This is a genomic window from Salegentibacter sediminis (genome assembly GCF_002078605.1).
GTDB lineage: Bacteria > Bacteroidota > Bacteroidia > Flavobacteriales > Flavobacteriaceae > Salegentibacter > Salegentibacter sediminis.
Genome location: NZ_MSJR01000002.1, coordinates 361035 through 385934 on the forward strand (window position 1 = coordinate 361035; position 24900 = coordinate 385934).

Annotated in this window: 20 protein-coding genes; 5 read left to right on the plus strand and 15 right to left on the minus strand. The window is 39.5% G+C overall.

The window, feature by feature from the left end; genetic code table 11:
- The first annotated feature begins 299 nt into the window (after positions 1-299).
- The 4 genes from BUW93_RS05870 (at position 300) to thrC (ending at position 6778) form a co-directional block, all read left to right on the plus strand.
- Complete coding sequence (locus BUW93_RS05870) at positions 300-1763, plus strand: magnesium chelatase (RefSeq protein WP_081210104.1); 1464 nt, start codon at positions 300-302, stop codon at positions 1761-1763.
- A gap of 348 nt (positions 1764-2111) precedes the next feature.
- Complete coding sequence (thrA, locus tag BUW93_RS05875; RefSeq protein WP_081210106.1) at positions 2112-4559, plus strand: bifunctional aspartate kinase/homoserine dehydrogenase I; 2448 nt, start codon at positions 2112-2114, stop codon at positions 4557-4559.
- Positions 4560-4562: 3 nt separating this feature from the next.
- Positions 4563-5486 (plus strand): homoserine kinase, encoded by a 924-nt coding sequence (locus BUW93_RS05880; RefSeq protein ID WP_081210108.1) that lies wholly within the window; start codon positions 4563-4565, stop codon positions 5484-5486.
- Entirely contained in the window at positions 5483-6778 is a 1296-nt protein-coding gene (gene thrC, locus BUW93_RS05885) for a threonine synthase (RefSeq protein ID WP_081210110.1), read from the plus strand. Before BUW93_RS05880 ends, thrC begins: the two co-directional genes overlap by 4 nt.
- Positions 6779-6821: 43 nt before the next feature.
- On the opposite strand, the gene BUW93_RS05890 is transcribed toward thrC, so the two are convergent.
- From BUW93_RS05890 to BUW93_RS05960, 15 genes are all read right to left on the minus strand, one after another.
- Positions 6822-8306 carry a S10 family peptidase gene (locus tag BUW93_RS05890; protein WP_081210112.1) on the minus strand — a complete coding sequence of 495 codons (1485 nt, stop codon included), beginning with the start codon at positions 8304-8306 and terminating at the stop codon, positions 6822-6824.
- A 77-nt stretch (positions 8307-8383) separates the two neighbouring features.
- Positions 8384-10063 (minus strand): ABC1 kinase family protein, encoded by a 1680-nt coding sequence (locus tag BUW93_RS05895; protein ID WP_081210114.1) that lies wholly within the window; start codon positions 10061-10063, stop codon positions 8384-8386.
- Positions 10064-10200: 137 nt separating this feature from the next.
- Positions 10201-12201 carry a cation:proton antiporter gene (locus tag BUW93_RS05900; protein ID WP_081210116.1) on the minus strand — a complete coding sequence of 667 codons (2001 nt, stop codon included), beginning with the start codon at positions 12199-12201 and terminating at the stop codon, positions 10201-10203.
- A gap of 111 nt (positions 12202-12312) precedes the next feature.
- On the minus strand, positions 12313-14178 hold the full coding sequence (locus BUW93_RS05905; protein ID WP_081210118.1) for a M61 family metallopeptidase: 1866 nt from the start codon (positions 14176-14178) through the stop codon (positions 12313-12315).
- A 130-nt stretch (positions 14179-14308) separates the two neighbouring features.
- A complete protein-coding gene (locus BUW93_RS05910) occupies positions 14309-15508 on the minus strand; it encodes a glutamate-5-semialdehyde dehydrogenase (protein ID WP_081210120.1) in 1200 nt (399 codons plus the stop codon).
- Between the two features lie 43 nt (positions 15509-15551).
- A complete protein-coding gene (gene proB, locus BUW93_RS05915; RefSeq protein WP_081210122.1) occupies positions 15552-16322 on the minus strand; it encodes a glutamate 5-kinase in 771 nt (256 codons plus the stop codon).
- Positions 16323-16350: 28 nt separating this feature from the next.
- Positions 16351-17154, minus strand: coding sequence for a pyrroline-5-carboxylate reductase (proC, locus tag BUW93_RS05920; protein ID WP_081210124.1), 804 nt, complete (start codon positions 17152-17154; stop codon positions 16351-16353).
- A gap of 445 nt (positions 17155-17599) precedes the next feature.
- A complete protein-coding gene (locus tag BUW93_RS05925; RefSeq protein WP_081210126.1) occupies positions 17600-18229 on the minus strand; it encodes a hypothetical protein in 630 nt (209 codons plus the stop codon).
- Positions 18230-18274: 45 nt separating this feature from the next.
- Positions 18275-18715 carry a hypothetical protein gene (locus tag BUW93_RS05930; RefSeq protein WP_081210128.1) on the minus strand — a complete coding sequence of 147 codons (441 nt, stop codon included), beginning with the start codon at positions 18713-18715 and terminating at the stop codon, positions 18275-18277.
- 23 nt (positions 18716-18738) lie between these two features.
- Positions 18739-19161, minus strand: a complete 423-nt coding sequence (locus tag BUW93_RS05935) for a hypothetical protein (protein ID WP_081210130.1) — start codon at positions 19159-19161, stop codon at positions 18739-18741.
- Positions 19162-19241: 80 nt separating this feature from the next.
- Positions 19242-20612, minus strand: coding sequence for an MBL fold metallo-hydrolase RNA specificity domain-containing protein (locus tag BUW93_RS05940; RefSeq protein WP_081210132.1), 1371 nt, complete (start codon positions 20610-20612; stop codon positions 19242-19244).
- Positions 20613-20614: 2 nt separating this feature from the next.
- Positions 20615-21457, minus strand: a complete 843-nt coding sequence (locus tag BUW93_RS05945) for an ATP cone domain-containing protein (protein WP_081210134.1) — start codon at positions 21455-21457, stop codon at positions 20615-20617.
- Between the two features lie 32 nt (positions 21458-21489).
- Positions 21490-22359 carry a universal stress protein gene (locus tag BUW93_RS05950; protein WP_081210136.1) on the minus strand — a complete coding sequence of 290 codons (870 nt, stop codon included), beginning with the start codon at positions 22357-22359 and terminating at the stop codon, positions 21490-21492.
- A gap of 2 nt (positions 22360-22361) precedes the next feature.
- Complete coding sequence (locus BUW93_RS05955; RefSeq protein ID WP_081210138.1) at positions 22362-23213, minus strand: universal stress protein; 852 nt, start codon at positions 23211-23213, stop codon at positions 22362-22364.
- Between the two features lie 18 nt (positions 23214-23231).
- Positions 23232-24086, minus strand: coding sequence for a universal stress protein (locus BUW93_RS05960; RefSeq protein WP_081210140.1), 855 nt, complete (start codon positions 24084-24086; stop codon positions 23232-23234).
- A gap of 187 nt (positions 24087-24273) precedes the next feature.
- Between BUW93_RS05960 and BUW93_RS05965 the strand changes: the two genes are divergently transcribed.
- Positions 24274-24900 (plus strand): WG repeat-containing protein, encoded by a 627-nt coding sequence (locus BUW93_RS05965; RefSeq protein WP_081210142.1) that lies wholly within the window; start codon positions 24274-24276, stop codon positions 24898-24900.

Sequence of the window (24900 nt, forward strand, 5' to 3'; positions counted from 1 at the left end):
ACCAAAACCTTCCCTCTTTGTCTTAAGAAGGGAGTCTCTTTAAGGCTTTGATCTGTTTTGATTGTTCTTAAATTAGGTTGATTTTAAAACTAACCAAGCTCCTCCCTTTTTTAAAGGGAGGTGGCTAGATTTCGATAGAAATTTAGACGGAGGGTTTAATTTGGTGAAGATTATGAAACAAATAAGAAAAAGGAGATAAGAGGATAATTGATTTAGTTGAACTCCCCGTTTTGGGTTACCCCAAAACACCCCTCCTTATTTAAAGAGGGGAGCCTATCAAATTTAAAAAGATTAAGAAAATGAAAATAGAAAACATAAAGACTTTAGGCGATTTAAAAAAATCAGGGTATAAGAGCAAAGGAATAAAAGAAGAACTTAGGCAGAACCTGCGAGAGAAAATAAAAAACGGAGAACCAACTTTTAAAGGTATTTACGGCTATGAATATACAGTAATTCCGGAGCTGGAGCGCGCTATACTTTCTAAGCATAATATCAATCTTTTAGGCTTGCGGGGTCAGGCCAAAACCCGGCTCGCTAGACTTATGGTGAATTTACTGGATGAATGGATGCCCATAGTGGAAGGTTCAGAAATAAATGACGATCCCCTGAATCCTATTTCCAGGTACGCCAGGGAACTCATAAAGGAAAAAGGAGATGATACTCCCATTTCATGGGTGAACAGGGAAGATCGATTTTTTGAAAAGCTGGCCACTCCGGATGTTACCGTAGCCGATTTAATAGGCGATGTAGATCCTATTAAAGCAGCAAATCTCAAGCTTAGTTATGCCGATGACAGGGTGATTCATTTCGGTATGATCCCACGTGCCAATCGCAGTATTTTTGTGATTAATGAACTTCCAGATCTGCAGGCGAGAATTCAGGTAGCATTGTTTAATATTCTGCAGGAAGGTGACATACAAATTCGCGGATTTAAGCTTAGGTTACCCCTGGATATGCAGTTTGTTTTCACCGCCAACCCCGAAGATTATACCAACCGCGGAAGCATTGTAACTCCCTTAAAAGACAGAATTGGCTCGCAGATTCTAACCCATTACCCCGATTCTATTGAGGTTGCCAAAACCATTACCAAACAGGAAGCTAACCTGGATGAGGAACAGGAAAAAATGGTGCACGTGCCGGAATTGGCCAAAGATCTTTTGGAACAAATCAGTTTTGAAGCACGTGAAAGTGAATTTATAGACGAGAAAAGCGGAATTAGTGCCAGGATGAGCATCACCGGTTATGAAAACCTACTCAGCACCGCAGAGCGCCGTAGCTTAAAAATTGGAGAAGATAAAACCACGCTGCGTTTCAGCGATTTTATGGGAGTGATCCCCAGTATAACAGGAAAGGTAGAACTGGTCTATGAAGGGGAACAGGAAGGAGCAGCAGCCGTAGCTTTACAATTAATCGGCGAAGCGGTTAAAAGTTTGTTTCCTGAATATTTCCCTAAAATAGAGAAACTTCAGAAACCCGATGAAACCAGCCCATACGATGAGTTAGTAGAATGGTTCTTTGATCAAAGCGGATTTGAACTTCCGGATGAGATCTCAGAAAAAGAATATAGGGAAAAACTTGATTCCGTGCCGGCACTGGAAACTTTGGTGAAAAAATACCAGCCGGAGATTCCGGAGGAAGATAAATTATTTCTGAAAGAATTTTTGCTTTGGGGCTTGGTGGAATATAAGAAGTTAAGTAAACATCGTTTCAGTAAAGGGATTCAGTTTAAGGATCTCTATGGTTCCTACATCAGCGGAATCTAAAAGGATAAAAAACAGGGAGTTGAATTTTTGTTTTGATAATTCACTCCCTGTTATTTTATGAATAATTCAGAATAATTTACTTATTATGAAATATCTGTATTTCTGTCTCTAAAGTTGAGTTTTCATTTTTCTTCCCGGCAAAAACCTGTACATTTATCACCATATTTAAGGAAAAGATGCCAAAAAGTAATTTCAATCATAATAGCTTCAGCTTTATCCCAATGGGGGCTGTAATGACTATGATTACTGGTATTACCCCGTTTGGGGTATTTTGTATATAACTTCCGCAACACGTACATCCGTACATTTTTCTTAAAAATCTTATATCTAAATTTAAAAATTTCACCAATGAATGTCCTGAAATTTGGGGGATCATCCCTTGCATCACCGGAGCGTATAAAGCTGGTCGCTGAAACTGTAGAAAAACATCTTAAAAAAGATTCGACCCTGGCCGTCTTTTCAGCCTTTGGCGGCGTAACCAATGATTTGCTGGAGATGGCAGAGTTGGCAGCCCATGAAGATCTGGCCTATAAAAAGATCCTGGCACAAAATGAAAAACGCCACCTCGATGCGGTAAGAGAACTTATTCCTGTCAATGATCAAAGCGCTGTTTTAAGCAAAGTAAAAACCGAATTTAATCGCCTGGAAACTTTATATGAAGGCGTGTATTTGCTCAATGAGCTTTCCAATAAAACCAAACACGTGGTTTCAGGATTTGGCGAAATTCTATCCTCACTTATCATCACTGCTTATTTTAAGAGCAAAGGTGTTGAAACCAACTATGTGGATTCCCGCGAATTGATCGTATGTCGGAATAACAATGAAAAGGTGCAGGTGAATTATGCTAAAACCAATAAAAATATTGAAAGCTATTTTTCCGGAAAACCTAAAGCTTTATTCGTTGCCCCAGGCTTTGTGGCTAAAAACGATGAAGGCGTGCCCAGCACGCTGGGTCGTGGAGGTTCAGATTTTACCGCCGCGATCTTTTCCGCTGCATTGAAAACCAAAAAGCTTATTATCTATACCGATGTGAACGGAATGTATACTGCCAATCCTATGATCGTGCCGCAGGCCTATTCGCTGGATAAGATTTCTTATGAAGAGGCGATGGAACTTTCTCATTTTGGCGCAAAAGTGCTATATCCGCCCACGCTTCAACCTTTGCTTGAACTGCAGATAGAAATTCATATCAAAAACACCTTTAAGCCCGAAGAACCAGGCACCCTTATTTCTAAATCGAGCAAAGAAAATTTTCGTTGGGTAACCGGGATAACCCATATAGATTCCATAAAGCTTCTTAATATAGAAGGTAGTGGGATGGTTGGAATTCCGGGGTTTTCCAAGCGTTTCTTCGAGGTCCTTTTTCAGGAAAATATAAATGTGGTGCTTATCACCCAGGCTTCTTCGGAACATAGTATTTGTGTGGCCGTAAAAGATGATGAGGCGAAAGCCGCCAAGGAAGCCCTGGACGAGGCTTTCGAAGTCGAAATTCAGAATAAAAAAATAAAACCTGTTTCCATAGAAGAAAATGTAGCTATTGTTGCACTGGTGGGTGACCGGATGAAAAGCCATCACGGACTTAGCGGAAAAATGTTCAGCGCTCTTGGAAACAACAATATCAATATTAGGGCGATTGCCCAGGGTTCTTCTGAGAGAAATATTTCGGCTGTAATCGCAAAAAAGGATGTGAAAAAAGCCCTGAATACCTTGCACGAACAATTTTTTGAAGTGCCTTCGAAAGAACTAAATCTGTTCATCACCGGAGTAGGCAATGTAGGGGGTAAGTTACTGGCGCAACTTGAGAAACAGGAGCAATTCCTTTTAGAAAAACTCAGACTAAAAGTGCGGGTTTTAGGACTTTCCAATTCGAAAAAAATGATTTTTAATGAAGAGGGAATAAACCTGCAGAATTGGGAAAAAGAGTTACAAGCAGGAGAACCGGCCAATAAGAAAGCTTTCTTTAAAAAGGTTCAGAAGTTGAATTTACGCAACAGTATTTTTGTAGATAATACCGCAAGTGCCGAGATCTCTTCCTGGTACAGGCATTATTTGGCGAACTCCATTTCGGTGGTGACCTGTAATAAGATCGCCTGTGCCGATGATTTTGCGAATTACCAGGAATTGCAGGACCTTTCCCGGGAATATGGAGCCTCTTTTCTTTATGAAACAAATGTAGGGGCCGGGCTCCCAATTATAGATACCTTAAAGAACCTCGTAGCTTCCGGAGACCAGGTGAAAAAGATCCAGGCAGTGCTTTCCGGTAGTTTAAATTTTGTTTTTAATAATTATGATGCCAGAGCTCCCTTTTATAAAACCGTAGAAATGGCGATGAAGGAGGGTTATACTGAACCTGATCCTAAAATTGATCTCAGTGGAGTAGATGTAGCAAGAAAGATCCTTATCCTGGCCCGGGAAACCGGTTTAAAACTTGAGCTGGAGGATATAGATAAGAAAAACTTTCTTTCTGAAAAGGCCCTGAATTCCGAAAACAATGAAGAATTCTTTAAGCTGCTGGAAAAGGATGAAGAAAAGTTCAAAGAGATTTATCATAATGCTGAAAAAAACAATGCTCAGCTAAAATATGTGGCTCAATTGGAAAATGGAAAGGCCCAGGTTGGTTTGCAGGAAGTGGGACCAGATCATCCGTTCTATAATTTAAGTGGCAGCGATAACATCGTTCTGTTTTTTACTGAACGTTATCCCGAACAGCCACTTATAGTTAAAGGCGCCGGTGCCGGAGCCGATGTTACAGCCTCGGGAATTTTCGCTGATGTGATAAGAATAGGAAAAAAATAAGCGATGGAAGAACTAAAGATTTTCGCCCCGGCTACTGTAGCCAATCTCTCCTGCGGCTTTGATGTGCTGGGATGTTGCCTGGAAAATGTGGGGGATGAAATGCTTATTCGAAAAAATGATCTCCAGGAGTTAAGAATCACTAAAATAACCGGGCAGAATTTACCACTGGAAACCGAAAAGAATGTTGCCGGGGTAGCGGTTCAGGCATTGTTGAAGGAAGCCGGGAGCAAGCAGGGTTTTGATATTGAAATCGATAAAAAGATAAAAGCCGGCAGCGGGATAGGCAGTAGTGCAGCCAGCGCCGCGGGTTCTGTCTACGCGGTAAATAAATTGCTGGGCGAACCCTTCAGTAAAAATGAATTGATAAAATTCGCGATGGAAGGGGAACGTTTAGCCAGTGGAAACGCCCACGCCGACAACGTTGCGCCTGCCTTGCTTGGTGGTTTTAGTCTCGTGAAAAGCTATGAGCCCCTGGAGGTAATTAAACTTCCCAGCCCTTCCGAATTAAGAATAGTTATCCTCCATCCATTGATTGAGATCAAAACACGGGATTCCAGGGCGGTAATCCGGCAAAGTGTTAGTTTGCAGAAAGCTATATCTCAATGGGGAAATCTTGCAGCCCTGGTTAGCAGTCTTTATACTGAAGATTATGCCTTGCTGGGCAGAAGCCTGAAAGATGAAATAATAGAACCTTTTCGGTCTATTCTTATTCCGCATTTTGATAAATTGAAAAGCATTGCTTTAGAAAACGGAGCTTTAGGTTTCGGGATTTCAGGGTCTGGCCCATCGGTTTTTGCAATGTGTAGAGGAGAAGAGAATGCCGAAAATGTTAGAAAAAATCTTGAAAGTTTTTATGCCGATAAGAATATAGCTTATGAACTTCACCTCTCAGAAATTAATATTCAGGGAATAAAAGAATTATCATGAAATATTTCAGTTTAAATAACAGGGAAAACACCTCAAACTTTGAAAATGCTGTTGTAAAAGGACTTGCGCCAGATAAAGGGCTTTATTTTCCTGAAGAAATCCCTGGTTTACCAAAGGAATTCTTTGATAATATTGATGACCTATCACGGTCGGAAATAGCTTTTGAAGTTATCAAAGAATACATTCAGGATGAGATTCCCGGAAAGGACCTAAAAAAGATTATTGAGCAGACACTGGATTTCGATTTTCCCGTTGTTCCTGTAGAAAAAAATATTGGGGTATTAGAGCTTTTTCACGGCCCGACTCTGGCCTTCAAAGATGTTGGGGCCAGGTTTATGGCAGGTTGCCTGGGCTATTTCATTAAGAAAGGTAACCTGGGAAATGTAACTGTATTGGTTGCTACTTCGGGCGATACCGGGGGCGCAGTAGCCAATGGTTTTTTGGGCGTTGATGGAATAGATGTGGTGATCTTGTATCCCAAAGGAAAAGTGAGTGAAATTCAGGAAAAGCAGCTAACTACGCTTGGGCAAAATATTACAGCCCTTGAAGTAAACGGGACTTTTGATGATTGTCAGGATATGGTGAAACAAGCTTTCCTGGATGAGAAAATTCAGAAAAAAAGACGATTAACTTCGGCTAACTCTATTAATGTAGCACGCTGGTTACCCCAAATGTTCTATTATTTTCTGGCCTGGAAGCAATTAAAAGACAAAAAGGAAGAACTGGTATTTTCTGTGCCCAGTGGAAACTTCGGTAACATCTGTGCCGGACTTATGGCCCGGGAAATGGGGCTTCCGGTAAAACATTTTGTGGCCGCTAACAATGAAAACAATGTGGTAACGCGTTATCTTAAAACTGAGAAATATGAACCAAAACCAAGCGTTCATACTATTTCAAACGCGATGGATATTGGAAACCCCAGTAATTTTGTTAGGGTGCTGGAGATTTTTCAGAATGAATTCAAAAACCTAAAGGAAGTGCTTTCATCCTATAGTTTTAATGATGAAGAAACCAGGAAGGCCATCAAAGAGGTTTATCAAAAACATAATTATGTAATGGACCCTCACGGGGCTGTGGGATATTTAGGATTAAGGGAGTTTTTAAAAGAAAATCCGCAGTATTATGGTGTTTTTCTGGAGACAGCTCATCCGGTGAAGTTTCTTGAAACGGTAGAAACCTCAATAGAGCAAAAAATTGAAATCCCCGATTCGGTTAAATCTTTTATGAAAAAGGAAAAGAAATCGGAGGAGATAAGTACTTATGAAGATTTAAAGGCTTATTTATTACAATAAAAAAATCCCGGAAGTTCAAACTCCCGGGATTTATTTTTGATAATTAATATTTAGCGGGTGCATCTTTTTTCGGCAGAGAATTTTCAATAAACTCTCTAATGTCGTCATTTGCATTTTTAAGGTCCTCGGCTCTTAAGTACATCATATGTCCGCTTTCATAGCCTTTGAAGCTCAGTCGATCTTTCATTTTTCCACTTTTATCGAGCTGCCACATTGAATATTTGGCATTGAAATAAGTAGTAGCTCCATCAAAATATCCCGATTGGACCAAAACATCGAGATTTGGATTTTGAGCCATTGCCTGCCTCAAATTTTCTCCGGTGTTATCGCCGCTTCGATCCCAGGGATGAACAGGGCCAAACATAAAATATTTAAGATCTGTTTTGAAATTAAGTTCTTCCCTTAGATAATGGTTTATAGCAGGGGTGAATGAATGTAACCAGGAAGTAAGTTCCGAATTGTAATCTGGAGAATCACCGGCTTCTCTGGCATCGAGCCCAAGGTAACGGGAATCCAGTCTTCCTACCGTATAACCACTATCTTCACGTAGGAGTTCTTTCCAGAAATAACGAATTGGTACCTCGAGATTGTTTTGCAGAATCACTTTTTCAGAAATACCTGAATAGTAAGCCATCCTCTCTGCGGCTTCTTGTTTCATAGCGGTTTCGGTAAAGCCGCCTTTGATCAATACTGGTAATAGTTCGTTAATGGCATATTCTTCAACTTCAGCCAACAAATCTTCTAATTCTCTGTTTTGCAATTCCTGCGGAAGGGCATCATGATACCAGGCAGCTGCGGTAAAGTATGGCAATCGGTTTGCTACTTCTACCGGCCCCTCGCGGTCAATGCCAATTTCGGTAGGAGACACCAGGATCACCCCGTTAAGGTACATCCACTGGCTGTTTTGCAATTCAAGAGCAAGACCGGAAACCCTGGTAGTACCGTAGCTTTCCCCAATAAGGTATTTTGGTGATAACCATCTTTCATTTCTGGTCACGAAGGTATTAAGCCATTCTGCCAGGTATTGTATGTCGGCTTTTACCCCGAAGAATTTTTCCCTTTCCACTTTTCCTTCTTTATCTGGAATAGGGCGGGAGTAACCGGTATTTACCGGATTGACATATACGATATCGGCAACATCCAAAATTGAATGTGGGTTGTCTTTTATGCCATATGGTTGAACCGGAAAGCCCTCATCATCTATCTTTAATACCCTGGGGCCGGTGTAGGCTATATGCATCCATACTGAAGCTGAACCCGGGCCTCCATTAAAAGAAATTACAAGGGGACGGTTTTCGGTATTTTGTATATCACTACGTTTATAATAGGTATAATAAAGGCTGGCGATGGGTTCTCCACTTTCGTTCCATACGGGTTGGGTTCCGGTAGTGGCAGTATACTTTATATTTTGTCCCTTAATACGCACCGAATGTTCTGTAACTACGGTAGTGTCTACTGGAACCTCAACTTTTTGTGCATAAATTCCGAAGGTGAAAAACAGAAGCAGAATTGTAGAAATATATTTCATGAAATCAGGATTTAATTGAATTTAAACCGAAAATACACTGATTCGTCGAATCCTACAAAAACAAATTCTATTAATACTTAATCGTCTTTTTTGGAATTGAGATTTTCATCCTTAAAAATGATAATATAGCTCAGATAAATTCCCATCACTGCTGCGAGTAAAAAAAACACCATAGCCAGGCCGGGGTAACCAAAAATTGTAAAGTCTGAAGGAACCTGCATCAACATTGCGGCTCCAATAATCATCGCGGCAATTATGAGCCCCAGGGTTATCCGATTGGCTACTTTTTGAAAACCATCGGTAACCCGTTTTTCATCTATAGCTTCAACATGTAATTTAAACTTGTTGTTTGCAAGATTATCAGATAGTTTATTTAAGCGTTCAGGTAAATGTTCTGTAAGTTTCTTGGTTTCGAGTACGAAGGAGAAAAAGTTTTCAGGCTTTAATTCCTCATACATCTTTCTGCTCATAATCTCATTAACGTGCTTTCTGATTGCTTCTTTCAAATCAAAATCGGGGTCCAAAACTGCAATAATCTGGTCCATATTGAGCAGAATTTTACCAAGGATATTAACCTCTACAGGAATATGAATATTATTACTGGCAGCCACACGATTAAGCTGAATTAAAAGCCTCCCTGTTTGCATATCTTCAGCACTTCCGGTTTGGCTGTCCATCACCAGGTCACTTATCTGTTTGTTGAAATTTTTTACGTTAGCTTTATCGGGGTCATATTCACTCATATTCAGCAAAACATGGGCAGTATCCTGCCCGTTACTTCGGCTTATTGCGATTAAAAGCTGCAGCAGATCTTCCTGAAGGCCCGGGGTGAATTTAGCAACCATTCCCAGGTCTATAAGGGCAATTTTATCGTCCCTGGTAAATTGGATGTTTCCCGGGTGAGGATCGGCATGAACAAAACCATCGTTTATTACCTGTTGCAAATAGGCCTCTACGAGTTCGTCTACAATGGGACTATAATCTACTTCCAGTTGTTTTAAGGGGGAAATGGATGTCACTTTTCTCCCGTCTATGAAATCCATAGTAAGGACTTTGGAGGTACAATAATCCAGAATGGGTTGTGGTACGATGAGATTCCTGAAGTGTTTGAGATTTTTGCCCAGGGTAAGAAGGTTTGTGGCTTCCCGGTTATAATCGAGTTCCTGCAACAGGATTCTTCTGAGTTCTGCCAGAACATTGTCAAAAGCATAGCGCCTGGCCACCTGACTGTGTTTTACAGCCATTTCAGCCAATTCCTCCAGGGTGTCCAGATCTTCTAAAAACTTTTTTCTTATTCCCGGGCGTTGAATTTTTACGGCTACCGGCTTCCCTGAACGTAAGGTGGCTTTATGAACCTGTCCTATGGAAGCACTGGCAAGGGGTTTTTCGTCAAAGGTTTCGAATGCCTTTGAAATACGGGTTCCAATTTCCTGTTCGATAATCCTATGAATATCCTCATAAGGAATTGGGGGAACATCATCCTGGAGGCTGGCAAGAGCTTTTAAATAGTTATCGGGAAGCAAGTCTGGCCTTGTAGAAAGCAATTGTCCCATTTTAATATAGGTTGGCCCCATATTTTTGAGATCTTCTACCAACTCCTCAGGAGTCTGATCGTAGTCTGTTTCTTTTTCTTTATCCTCTGGTTCATCCTCCAGAGCCGAGTTGGCAGTTTGGAGGAATAATTCGCTATTCCAGTATTTCAGCATAAATCCTATGAACTTTCTATAGCGTTCCAGGTTATCGGGTAATACAGACATAAGTTTTTAGTTAGTTTGATGTAGATTAAAGATATCTATTTATAATTATACCCCCAATAACAAGTGATTTCAATTGGCTATTTTTGGGAAATATTTAAAAGAATCCGGATGTATATTGTCTTATTCACCTTTAAAACTTAATATGAAAGCTCCTTGTTAAGTTTGTAAATATTTTGTGGATGCCCAAAGATGTAAAGCAAATCACCTTGCTCAATAACGGTATCGGGACCTACTTCGGTAAGATAATGCGTATCCCGTTTAATGGTGAGAATGGTTAAATGGAATCTTTTTCCAATCTCTGAATCTTCGATGCTCTTACCAACTATACTGCTGTTATTTTGCTGAACACTAATAGTCACGATTTCCTTATTGGGAATATGAAGATGCTGCAGCGAAGGGCGATGTGGCTTTTCCTTTAAGGAGGTGAGCATTTCATAGTCTGAGGAACGAATATTATTAATGAAATCCTGGATCTCATTATAGGGGACCAGGTATTTTTTTAACACTCTGGTAAAGATTTCAATAGAAGTTTCAAATTCCTCCGGGATCACCTCGTCGGCCCCTAGTTTCAGATTTTCTTCTATTTCTCTTACGTAGCGGGTTCGCACGATTATAAAAGCAGCATTTGTAAAACTCCTGATATTACTGATTATCTTTTTGGTCGCACCGGGATCAGAAATTGCGATAACAACAACCCGGGCCTCGTGAATATGCAGATGTTTAAGAATTAAAGGGTTGGTAGCATCTCCATAGATTATAGGCTCCTCTTTTTGCTTTGCCTTGTGAAAAGCATCGGGATCTATATCAACTATCAAATAAGGTATTTCAGCATTTTTAGCGGCTTTAGAGATATTTTCACCATTTATACCGTAACCCACGATAATCAGATGGTCTTCCAGTGGTTTTTTTGATTCTTCTTCAGAAACAGAAATCTTTTTTAAATGCTCCAGCCGTCTTCTCACCGGTGCCGGCATAGGCGCCTTCAGTAAAAAATAAGTTATTCCAGGGGAGGCTGAAATCAGGAAAGGCGTAAGGCCCATGCTTATTATGGATATCGCCAGAAAATACTGGTAAACATTATCTGGAATGAGGTTATTGTCTACCCCAACTCCGGAAAGTAATAAAGAAAATTCCCCCACCTGAAAAAGGCTGAACATTGTCATGAAAACTGTGCGGGGAGGATATTTTAAAACCAGTACGGTTGCAGCGATCACAATCATCTTTAGCAATACCACCCCAATAACCAAAAGCACGATATAGATTATATTTTCTATAAAAAAATTAAGGTTTAAAAGGGTTCCTACCGAGATGAAGAAAAAACTGATAAATATTTCCCTGAAGGGGAGCACATTGGCCGTAGCCTGGTGACTATATTCAGATTCTGAAATAATAAGCCCCGCGAAAAAGGCACCCAGAGCCAGGGAGAGGCCGGCCGAAGAAGTAAGCCAGGCAATGGCAAAAATAAATACTACAACCGTTAAGATAAAAAGTTCACGGCTTTTGGTTTTAACCACCATAGAAAACACTTTAGGGACAACATATTGGGCAAGCAGATAGATCACGATACCTAAAATCAGAAATTTAAGGAGAAGGATGCCCACGGTTTCCATGATATTATCGGAAGCCCCGGCCAGCAAGGGGGTAAAAAGCATCATGGGTACTACAATAATATCCTGAAAGATCAATACTCCCAGGCTTATGCGCCCATGTGGTGCTGTGATCTCACCTTTTTCCTGTAGTATTTTTAGAACGATAGCCGTACTGCTAAGGGAAAAAAGAAAACCGACAAATATTGCCGTATTTAAGGGTAATCCCATCAAATTAGCGAGGGCAGTCGTAATTATAATCGTCCCGCCTACCTGAATACTTCCTCCCAGAAGTACCGTACGTTTCATAGTGATAAGCTCCTTGAGTGATAACTCAATTCCTATGATAAAAAGCAGGAAGATTATTCCAATTTCTGAAAGCAGCTCGACCTCATGTTGACTGCTAATCAGGTTAAAGGCATATGGCCCGGCGATAATCCCGGCAAGTAAGAAACCCAATAAAGATGGCACTTTCATTTTCTGAAACAGCAGAATAATAAGGATTGAAAGTCCTAGGATTATAATTATATCCTGTAAAATCGGGATTTCCATTAATGTTGGGAGTTGGTTGGTGTTGTGGGCCTAAGTTAACAGATTTAGGTGTATATCTAAAATAAAAAAGCGGCAGGTTTCCCTGCCGCTCTGTGCTTAAATTAAAATCTATTAACCTTTTAACCAAGCTTCACGCAGTTTCACCTGCGCATTATCATCGTCTTTTTCAATAATTCTTGTAGAAGTGGTAGTTGGCTGGTGAGTCGTGGCGGTTAAACTTAGTTCCTCCCCGTCACGTACCACTGTAAAAGTAACCTCTTCGCCTTCTTCCCAGGACTCGGCAGTCATTACCATATTATAGGCGGTCTGTATATTGTATTCCTGACCGTTTATAGATTTTAGAATATCTCCTCCTTCTATGCCGAGTTCATTTAGAAAAGAATTAAAGCCTATATTTTCTCTGAAGAATAGCTCACCGGTATCGGGATTGCCATCTATATAAGGCGTTTGCCCTGCAAGAAAATAACCGGTATTGGTTTCGTATTCTTCTTCTACCAGACCTACTTTTTTGAAGAATTCATTGTAGGGAATAGAAGTGGAGCCTGTGATATATTTATCAAAGAACTTCTGAATTTCAGGATAAGATAAGTCAACTATCACCTCTATTAATTTCTCATCATCAAAAGGCTTGTTTTTTCCATATTTTTCAGAAAGGCTTTTCATAAGGTCCAGGAGGCCGGTTTCGCCGCCGCTTAACTCCCTTAATTTGATATCCAGGGCCATCCCTATCAGGGCTCCTTTTTGATAAACATTATAATAGCTGTCTTTATATTCCGGCTCCAGGATGTTTTTACTCATTTCTGTAAAGGGCATGGTATCATCAAAATTCTGGGAAACCTCAATCTTTTCAGACATCCTGTTGTAAAACTCTTCGTTATCGATTAGGCCCTGGTTTACCTGAAATAAATTCGCAAAATATTCGGTTACTCCTTCGTACATCCAAAGATGCTGTGACATTTCAGGGTCGTTATAATCGAAATAATGAATTTCCTCAGAATGAATATTCAGGGGCGTGAGGATGTGAAAAAATTCGTGGGAAACTACATCAGTCATTGTTTTTTGTAGTTGTTCGGGTTGCATCATTTCTGGAAGCACAACTACCGTTGAGGTGTGATGTTCCAGGGCACCAAAGCCACGGGCATCCTGTTTCTCGGTGTCTGAAAGATAAAGCAGGATCGCATATTTCCCGGTATTATCTATATCTCCAAGGAATCTCTTTTGGGCTGAGATCATTTTTTCTATTCCAGGTTTAATATCTTTTGAAGAATATTTTTTATTGGGAGAATATACATTTACCAGTACCTCCATATCCTCAACCATAAAGGAAGTGGTATCTGGGAGGGAATACATTATCGGGTTGTCTATAACTTCAAAATAACGGTTTACCAGGAATATATCGGTTTGGTAGTTTGTTTCAACACCATTGGTTATCTCCTCAAGGCTTAGAGCCGTTCCAGGGATTATGGCTTCAGGACGGGTAATTTCCAGTCGGTATGGCTCTTCGCTTAAATTTTCAAAATAGCCAACAAATCCGTGAAGGTTAAGTACAAAATTTTCATCTTTGGCAATATTGGTTCCGCTGGGGGAGAATACACCTTCTTCGCCTTCAATATCATAAGTGTCATTTACAAAATAGGTGAGCTTATCCAGTTCTGCTGCATTTAAAATAACCCAGGTATTTTCATTTTCCTGGCGAAATTCTATTTCATTGCCTTTATAATCCAGCGCCGTGAAATCTTCAATAAATTTACCATAATCGTCATTAGAATAAGTACCGGGAACGGTTTTGGGGATGTAGAATCTTATCTCCTCTGCGGTTAACCTATCGGGGTCAATGCTTACCTTTACCTTATCATCTTCAATATTAACCAGGTCCAGGCTTGCGATGATTGGTTGTTTGGGTTCGGGTTGAACCTGAGTGGTTTTACAGGAAATTAGAGTACCCAATAGGGCAAAGGTGTATAGAATCTTTTTCATTATAAAGAATAGCTTTTACCAGTTAGACTTAGAAAAACCTAAAAGGTTACATTTAAGAAGGAATTTTTAGTGAAAACATAAAAAAACCACCGTTTGCATACGGTGGTTTTTTTAAAATAGTGAAAGGTGATTATTCTCTTATATGGCCTTCACCTAACACATAATACTTATTGGTCACCAGTTGTTTTAATCCCAGGGGACCACGGTGGTGAAGTTTATCGGTACTAATTGCCAGTTCTGCACCAACACCCATTTGGCCACCATCTGTGAAACGGGTAGAGGCATTATGGTAAACTGCAGCACAATCTACCTGTTCCATAAAGGTTTTGGCTTCTTCTTTATCGGTTGTGATGATTGAAGCCGAGTGACCTCCGGAATATTTATTAATCTTTTCTATAGCTTGATCTAATCCGTCAATGCTGCCGAGAACGATCTTCATGGCAAGGAATTCTTCATACCATGTATCTTCAGATGGAACTTTATCTTCGTCGGTTAAGACTTTAGAAACATCTTCATCTACAAGAATGGAAACTTCATTTTCATGGAACATCTTCTGAAGCTCTTTCAGTTTATCTTCGTAACCAGAAATATTCTTGTCTATTAGCACCTTATCCAAAGCGTTGCAACCGGAGATCTTGTCGATCTTGGCGTTTAGCATAACCTTTTTGGCTGTTTCGAAATCGGCATTCTTAGAAACATAAAGGAAGTTGTTTCCACGGCCGCTTACGAGTACTGCTCCTGTAGCGTGCTCTTTTACGAAAGCAATCAAGCGTTCGCCACCACGTGGAACAATTAGGTCTATGTGTTCCGGTGGGTTTTTAAGGAATTCCTGAGTTTCGGTTCGGTCTAATTTTAGCATTTCGATCCAGTTTTTATCCAGGCCATTTTCCTGCAGAGCTTCATGCCAGCATTGTTCAAGGATTTTATTACTGTGAAATGCTTCCTTTCCTCCTTTTAAATAGATCTTATTGTTGGCTTTAAAAGCCAAAACCGCTGCTTCAATGGTTACATCGGGCCTGGATTCATAGATGATCATTATGGTGCCGAAAGGAGCTGTTTTATTGGTTATATCCAGCCCTGTATCAAGACGGCGATGTTCTAAGGTTTTACCCACAGGGTCTTCCTGTTCCATCACTTCCATGACAGATTGGATCATGGAATCAACCTTTTTCTCGTCAACGATAAGCCTGTCGTACATAGCCCGATCGCTTTTTCCAAAGGCTTCAAGGTCTTTCTTATTAGCTTCAATTATTTCGTTGCGCTTTTTATCCAGAATTGTCATCATGGATTGCAGCACGTTATTTTTGGTTTTGGTGTCTATCAACTTCATTTTTAAAATTTTAAATTTTAATACTTTTTTAATTACCGGTAAATTAAGCGGTGAATTTTGTTCCCACGGGTTTTCCGGCCATTATATCGAGTATTACATTGGGGCGCTTACCATTCGCGATATAAGTAGTGATATTTTTAGCGGCGGTTCCTTTAGCAATTTTAATCTTGGATTCCATTCCGCCACGGCCTTCGCCTTCACCCTTATCAGATTCCTGAACGTACTTTTCAACGTTTTGGTCGATTTGTACTTTGTTGAGTTTCTCTGAATCTTCATGATCAGGATGACCAGTGTAAAGGCCTTCGGTATCACTTAATATGATGAGTGCATCTGCCTGAATTAATTCTGCAACAAGACTTGCGAGTTCATCATTATCAGAAAACATAGACATAGTTACAGAAACGGCATCATCTTCATTGGCAATAGGAATAATTCCCTCAGATAATAGCGATTCATAGCAGTTAATCATATTCTCACGGTGAATTCCCGGACTAAAATCCCTTTTTGTAGCCAGCACCTGCGCACAACGCATTCCAAAATCGTGGAATATACTGTAATAGTGACGCATCATTCGCGGCTGTCCTACCGAGGAGAAAACCTGCCTTCTTTTGGAAGGATCGGTAATCTGTACATCTCCCAGGATTTCCTTACCAGCGATGGCAGAACCTGAGGATACAAGCACCACCATTATATCTTCCTCATATAAGGTGGCAATTTGTTCTACAAGGTTTTTTAATACAGGTTGTAGAATTCTATTGTCTTTGTTGGTCATTACATTGGTTCCAACTTTTACAACTATTCTCTTTTTTTCCATTTCTATTATTTTGAAATAAAATTAATTGTTACTCTTTACCTAATTCAACAGCCCTGTCGAACGCGGCATAGGCAGCATCTTTAATAAGTTCCTTAACGTTGTTGTCTTCCATAGAATCAAGGGCGGCACGGGTGGTACCTCCTTTTGAGGCTACGCGTTCCATCCAGGTTTCGGGAGAAAGATCGGATTCGTTAAATAGTTTTACCGCTCCTTCAAAGGTTTGGCTAACAAGAACTTTAGAATCATTTTTAGAGAAGCCCATTTTCAGAGCTGCTTCGAGCATAGATTGCATGAAGTAAAATACATATGCCGGCCCGCTTCCTGAAATACCTGTGGAAGCATCGATAAAGTTTTCACTTTCTACGTGAATAGACTCTCCAGTAGTATCGAGTAGGTTCCTTACCATAAGCAATTCTACCCGGGACACTTCTGCAGATTCGGTATAAGAAGTTACACCTTTTCCTACCTGGGCAGGGAGATTAGGCATAGATCTTACCACCTTCTTTACCCCAAGACCTTCCTGAATCTTAGCAATGGTAACTCCTGCCATAAGGGAAACAAAAATTTGTTCATCGTTCACCAATGGCCGTATTTCCTCAAAAAGACTGTCGCAGTGATATGGTTTTACCGCCAGGAAAACGACATCGGCGTCGGGTAGACATTCCTCGATTTCGTCGTACACATCAAAATGATCTAATTTGCTCAAGCTGGTAACTATCTCAGCAGATTTATCATAGATCATTAAGTTTCTACGGTTTAATAAACTAGACTTAGCCATTCCTTCGGCGTAAGTTAGTCCCATATTTCCGGCTCCAATAAGTAATACTTTCATGTATTGTTTTTTTGGTTAATTTTTATAATGGCTTTTAAGCCTGTTATTATTTCAAGGTTAATATATGGCACAAAGACCATGCGAGCTTTCCAGAGATTATCATCTTTGAAAGCATTCATGTTAGTAATTTAAAGTATTTTGAGCGCTTTTCTCCCAGAAGAAAGGTTAAATCTAATTTAAAATTTGATTAAAAAAAGGGATGAAAAGCAGTGAAATAACGCCTTAAAACCAAGAATAGTAGAGTCTTATGAAAAGGGCTCAATGTAAGTTTTGAACTATTTATTGGGGAAAAGCCTTAATTTTAGGAAAGCTTTTTTTGTGCCTTTCATTCTTAGACATTGAGTTAATCGATGAACTATAGAAATAATCTATTCACGAACAAAACTGCAATAATGGCAGTTTGAAATCACCTGATACGTCACGAAAAGGTTTTCGCTAAGTTTATTTAATGAGGTAGCACGCCTTCCCATTTTAGTCTGGAAATCAGCAAATCTACATATTGTTTGATAGTTCTTTTTACCCTTTTTGGATTTTTGAGGTCGATTTCTCCCTGCCATAATAGTTCCCTTTGACGGTTTTCAGGGAGCGTATAAATAGAGGTTTCAGTATGATAAATCTTTGAATCACCTTTTATATCCCCACCATGGAAAATTCCCTGATTGGAATAATAATCGCTCTTGAAACTTCGGTAACTACCTCTTAAACTATAAAGACTGGTGCGTAAATCCTTATGTGATTCCACCTGGACTATTTTGCTTAACAAAACGGTATTGTAACCTTCTTCCACTAAATATTTTTCCAGGTTATTTAATTGTTTTTCAGTACTGTCTCCAGGTGCAAGTTTACTTTCCAATACTGAAACACTGGTTACTGCCTCCACTCCATGTTTTCTAAACTCCTTCTGAAGCCTGGTCTCAAAGGATTGGCGGAATTCTGTTAAGGGGGTCATCCCTATGATCAATATTTTCTCAATTTTTGGTTTTTCGGCCCGGTATGGAGCATGCGATTCTACCAGGCGAGCGGTACTACACGCCGTAAAAAAAACAAAATACAGAAACAGGAGAAAATATCTCATATAGGTCTTCTTTGGCTTATTTAAATTACGAAAATATAATTATCACTATTTCAAAAGCCTTTTCTGCTTTTGTTTTTTCAGGGCACCGGTCACATTCGCGAAAATATCTTTTTTTAATTGCCTGAAAGATTCCGAAAAAGCATTTACTTCATTAAGAAGTGCTCTATGTTCTTCTTTATACTTCTTTTCTTCTTCTGGTTGGTTTATTCCATCTACTAAAATGTCCAGTCCATTTTTATGCTTTGAAACCTTCTCATTTAAGTTCATCATTTCTTTTTTCGATGTATTAAGCCGATCAATCAACGTCTTGACCTCGGCAATTAAATTGGATTCAATAATAGGTAGGGTATACTCCCTAAGCATATCTTCAAAAAAAAGATGTTCATCTTTCATAAAAGCAAGGCTTGAACTCCATTGCTGTGCACTGTAGTGCATTTCTTCGGGACTTTTCCATTCGATGTACCGAAAATTTTTTTGATCTTTCATGACTGTAAATATTAAGTGAACGATTATTCTTTGGTGATCAACAAATCGCCGGTATAATTAAATATCTGCGACTGCAAATCTTTAAAACCGGTGATGAATTTTCTGAATTTTTCCTTTAAATCTGAATGTTGCTCGCGGTAAAAACCCTCACAACTAATATCATCGCATTCCCTCATGCCTTCCAGGTCATATTTGTGATTGTGAACTTCCTGGTTTAGTAAAAAAATCCCAGCGCGGTAGGTTTCCAGCTTTTTTTTAAAACTTTCGAACATCTCAAACATATTAGGTTGACTGGCTTTAAAAATATCGGCAAGCAGGAATTTTGTAAGAAAACGAATATGCTCTGTCGCATTGAAAATTTCGTGTAGCCAGACATCTGTTTCCTTTTGGAGTTCCTCTGTGCTACCATCTCTATGGTTAAATCGGTTTTTGAAAGAGGTTGCCATAAGTTTTAGAATTAGATACTTCTAAATTTACAACAAAAAACAGCCTCGTAAAATGATAATTATCAAAAGATTATAAACTTTTAGGGCACAAGAAAACTTTCATTTAGTTTTGGAGTTGAAACATTCCATTTATATACATCCTTGAGTTTCACCCTTAAAGCATCCCTGGAATGTGGTTCGCCATGTACCAGGAAAACCTGTTCGGGTAAATTTTTGATTTCGCTAGTCCACGCCAGAAGTCCTGCCTGGTCGGCATGGGCAGAAAGACTGTCAAAATGTAATATTTTAGCTTTCACCTGGCAGTACTTGCCAAAAATCTTTATCTCCTGGCTCCCTTCCAAAAGCTGGCGACCTCTCGTGCCTTCCGCTTGAAAACCTACCAATAGCACGGTGGTTTCAGGTTTTTCGAGATAGTACCTCAGGTAGGTTAGTACCCTACCACCGGTTACCATTCCGCTTCCCGCAATTACAACTTTAGGTCGGTTATAATCTATGGTTTTCCAGGTGTCTTTATACGAGGTTACTATTTTAAAATGCTTCTTCATCTGCTGGAATTCGTTTATTTCCAGTTTGTGCCACTGCGGGAAGCGTTCAAATACATCAAGCACCTCATTACCCATTGGACTGTCAATGAAGATTGGGATATTCGGGATTTTATTCTTTTTATAAAGCTGCCATAGTTTAAACATCAGGCTCTGGAGACGTTCCACCGCAAAACTGGGAATGATAAGACTTCCGTTTGAGTTAATCACCTCTTCAATTTCTGAACTTAAAACTTCATCTACATCTTCTACCGGATGCTGGCGGTCGCCATAGGTGCTTTCCAGGATAAGATAATCTGCCCATTGAGGCCGTCGGGGCGGTTCCAGCAGCAGGTCCTGTTCTCTGCCAATATCGCCTGAAAACACCCATATTTTTCCAAAAACATCTAATTCAATAAAGGTTGCTCCTAGTATATGGCCGTTTTTTCTAAACCTGACTTTTATATTTTCTGAAAGCTGTACCCAATTTTCTGGTTCTATTTTTTCAAATAGGCTGATCGCTTTTTCAGCCTGTTCCATATTATAAAAAGGCAGCGCGGGGGTGTGGCTGCTATAATCTTCCTTATTGGCCCTTTCAGCATCTTCCTCCTGAATTTTAGCGCTGTCACGTAAAATAATTGAGGCAATTGCCAGGCTGGGAGAAGTTCCTAAAACTTTTCCGTTAAAGCCCTGCATGACCAAACGTGGTAAATAGCCGGAATGATCTAAATGACCATGAGTGAGAAGAACTATATCAATATTTTTAGGAGGAAAAGGAAAATTCTCCCAATTGAGTTTTCTTAATTCCTTAAGCCCCTGGAACATTCCGGAGTCTACAAGAATATTATACTCAGGGGTTTCCAGGAGGAACCTTGAGCCGGTAACCGTTCCCGCCGCACCAAAAAAACTGATCTTCACTTTATTACTCATATTTAAGCTTTACATAAACTTCGCATCTCCTCCAGAATATGTTTTTTGCGGGTGGAAGAAATTCCCAGATGGTCCAGGTAAAAATCATCATTCACCAGTTCACGGCAGAGCACCACATCCCGACTAAGCAGGAATTGTTTTTCACGTTTATTCAGTAGAACCGAAACGGTGATAGGATATAAACCGGTTTTATCTATACGATCTTTTAAACTACTTCCTTTAGGGTAATCCCAACTTAATAATTTTAAGTCTACACATTTGGCATACCTTGTGGCGTCTTTGGTAAACTTGGTATTGGTCACCACCCAGCCTTCAGAGAAGAAAAAAGGATTGTTTTTTTTGTCTTTATTGAAGTTTTCAATATCCCGAAACCGGGAATGGATATAAAGGGGAACCTTAACATCACAACTTTTTCCCGGCATACTGTGAAATTTACACTCCATAAGGAAGGTTTCCTTCTCCCGGGTAGCGATTACATCTACTTCGTGTGTTACACAGGCTCCCTGAAAAATATCACCGACTTCTACATCGTAACCACTATATTTTAACACTGCGCCCACAAATTTTTCAAAAGGAAAACCCGTTGGGCCAAGTTCATAAATAGCATTTTTTAATTTATAGCGGGAAGCAAGAAGGTGATCTTTATTTTTTAGTAACCGGAAAGCCCGATTATAGATTTCTTTTGTTGAAATTCCCTGGTAGAGTTCCTGCCTGAGCCTGGAAAGGATCTTATCAATAACTTCCTGGCTGGCACCGGCGCGACCAAGGGAAGCGGCAACTTTTTCTTCAGAAAAAAGTGCTTTCTCTCCGGAGGCTTTTATTATTTTTAATTCTGAAGTATCCATAGCATAGAGATCCGGAATTTAATTTACAAAAATTAAAATAAGCGAGGCAGGTACCTGGTTTCTGGAAGCACCAGGATCGGAACTCTCGGTTTTTTTGTGATCTCATGTAATATTGATCTGGAAAATATCTTTTTAAAAAAACCAGGTCTTTCCCGATTGAGGATCAGTAACTGGCTCCCCCGACTTTCAATAAAGGTAATGATACCTTTGGTGACCGAAATATTAGTTAAGGTATGAAAACTGTGAGAAATATTCCGAAGCAAATCCTGGAGATGATCTTTATTAGTTTCCTGCTCTTCGTCCAATTGTTCATGTTCCTGGATATATAAAATCCTTACCGCTGCAGAAAATTTGTTGGCAATTTCGCTAACGTAATTTACACCCGCCTGGGAACATTTGTACCGAAAATTAGTAGCAAATACAATCTCCTTTTGAATGTCGGGAACAAAGAGGGCATTTTCGGGAACAATTAAAACAGGGCAGGTATTACAATTATCTGAAACGTGAATGGTGTTGCTACCAAAAATACGATTTTCAGGGTCTCCTGAACCTTTGGTACCCATAACCACCAGGTTGATATTATATTTCTCTATAGCCCATTTAATAGCTTCGGTTACGCTATTATACATTGAGATGATTTTGAAATGGTGATTGGGATTCTCATTCATAAGGCTTAAGCCATCTAGGAGTTTTTCCAGCCCCTTTTCAGACTGTTCATGAGCAAGGTCGTAGGCCGGTTCACCGGGTTCGGGAACCATCATACTGGTAGTTGTAAAATAATCTGTCTGGAAAGCATTCAGCAGGTAGAAGGTGCAAACATCTTTCTCAAACAAATGCATGCTATACTCCAGAGCCTTCCAGGCGTTACTGGAAAAATCGGTGGGGACAAGGACATTTTTCATAACTAAGCCGAATATTTCCCAGAAGGAATTACCAAAAAAGGAACTTTTATATGAAATCCTATTTTATTGATTATAGGCCTAAAAAGCAGGTTTTCGAAGAAGGAATGTTTGTTGTTAATCATTACAAGCATATCTGTAGGATGCTCATTCTGAAAATCATAAATAGCTTCTGTTAGTGCTTTTTTTTCTATACTGTAAAATTGATGCTTTACCGAATCCATTTGGGTGGCAAGCAGTTTTTTATTTTGTTCTTTTTCCGGAGATAATTCTTTCTTACCCAATACATGAAGGATATTAAGCCTGGAGTTGTAATTTTTAATTATATCTTTTAAGAGCTCAAATTGCTTACTGCTATAATCCAGCTCATAATCGGTAGGGAAGAGAATGTTATCTGGAGTGGTATATTCATATTCTGAAGGAATTGCCAGAATAGGACATTTTACTTTTTTTATGGCCTGTACGGTATTAGTTCCCATCAAAACCTCCTGGGCTCCCGTGGCCCCTTGCGTTCCCATTACCACCAAATCAATGTTTTTCTCCTTTACCTGATCTTTAATTTCCTCGATCAAAAGATTGAAAGCGGAGATCAATTCAAAATGGTGGTTAGGTCGCTTATCTTGTGAGGTGATACGTTTTTTTACCTTTTTAAGGCCTTTTTCTGAATTATGCCGGTAAATTTCTTCTAATCCTGGTTGGGTTGTGCTATATAAGATGTATTCTGTATCATATAAAACCGGGGTAAAGGTGTTTAACAAATAGAAGGTGCATTCTTCGTCCTTGAACAAACTCACCGCATATTTCAGAGCGTTTATGGAGTTTGTGGAAAAATCGGTGGGCATTAATATTTTTTTCATCGCATGAGGTTTTAGGAGTTAAACACATTCCCGGTTAAAATTTTGCAGAACCAGTAAAGGGATTTTAGGATTCAAACTTATCTTGTCCAGGGTCCCTTGAAACAGGATATTTTCCAGTTCACTGTGTCTGGAGTTAACCATCACCAGGATATCTATCCTGTGTTTTTCTATAAAATCTGTGATCGTTGTTACTTTATCCACACCGTCTACCTGGTGCGTTTGAAATTTTATATTTTGAAACTGCTCTTTAAGGAAGTTCAGATTATCTTTTTGCCTAAAAGATTCTACGGGATATTTAGAGATATATAAAGAGTGAATTTCTGAACCGAATACCCGGGCAATTTCGCTTACAAGTTTCAGTTCCCTTTTTTGATAAGGAACCAGGAAATTTGTGGGAAAGAGAATATTATCCGGAGTATTGTATGTGTAACCGGCAGGAATACTAAGCACCGGGCACTGTACGTACTTCATCACCAACAGGGTATTGGTACCAAAATTAATATTTCGGTCATCTGATTTTCCCCTGGTACCCATAATACACAGGTCGGCATTTTCAGAATCTACAAGGTCATTTACCTCATCCACCAGGGCGCCAAATGAAGCTACTTTATGATAAGTGTGATGTGGGTTAGGAGCTATTTCCCTGATTTTTTCAAGGGTTTCCTGCAGTTTTTCTTCGGCGTGGCTTAAAACTTTTTCTTTAAGCTCCTCCATGAGGCTTCGGCTTAAAACGGTTTCATCGTTATATACCTCATCGGCATAGGCGTGAAGGAGAAAAAATTCACAGGTTTCATATTTCAGCAACTCTACGGCGTATTGAAGTGCATTGAAAGCATTCTCTGAAAAATCGGTTGGAAATACTATTTTTCTCATGTTTTCCTGGATTTGAATCTACTCAAATTTAACAGAATTAAGGGCCGGAAACTATGACGAAAATCAGTAAACTCCCCTGTTTATAAAAACATTATGAAAAAGGATCGAGGATAATTAGATGATGTTTATCATTTTTTAATTTAAAGCTGTTAGTTATCTTTAAGTATTAACTCATAAACGTGAAACGATGAAACCTATTCGCCTAATTCTAATCCTGCTGGTACCATTTTTTATGGATGCCCAGGAATTACAAGACCTTAGCTATGTTGGATCTCTCCATGAGGGATATGCCCCGGTGAAAAAGAATAACCAGTGGGGATTTATTAATTCGTCTGGGGACTTAATTGTTAACTTCAGAAATGATCTTATTGAAAATGAGGAAGTTTCCGTTTCTGGTGATTTGGGAGTTGCTACACAAAAAGTACCGGTAATGCAGGAAAGCCGAGCAATAATTAAAAAAAATATCGAAGGGGTAAATTATTATGGTTTTATAGATAAAAAAGGAAAAGTAGTAATAGAGCCTGAATTTCTAAATGTTTCTTTATTTAATGATGGAAAAGCCCTGGCCTTAAAACTGGAGGGAGAGCAATTAGGGAAAAATGAAGTACTGGGAAAAAGAATGATTTCCTATAAATATGATGTAGTGGTAATTGACCCCAACGGGGAAGTTTTACAATATTTAGCGGGACCTTTTCCGGTTTCGGTTTCAAAGCGAAATCTCAGAAAGGCCCCTCCTATTGCTGCGAGACAGCTTGGCGATAACTTAATAAGCGTAAGAGGACCAGATAAACTCTGGCAGATTTATAAATATTAA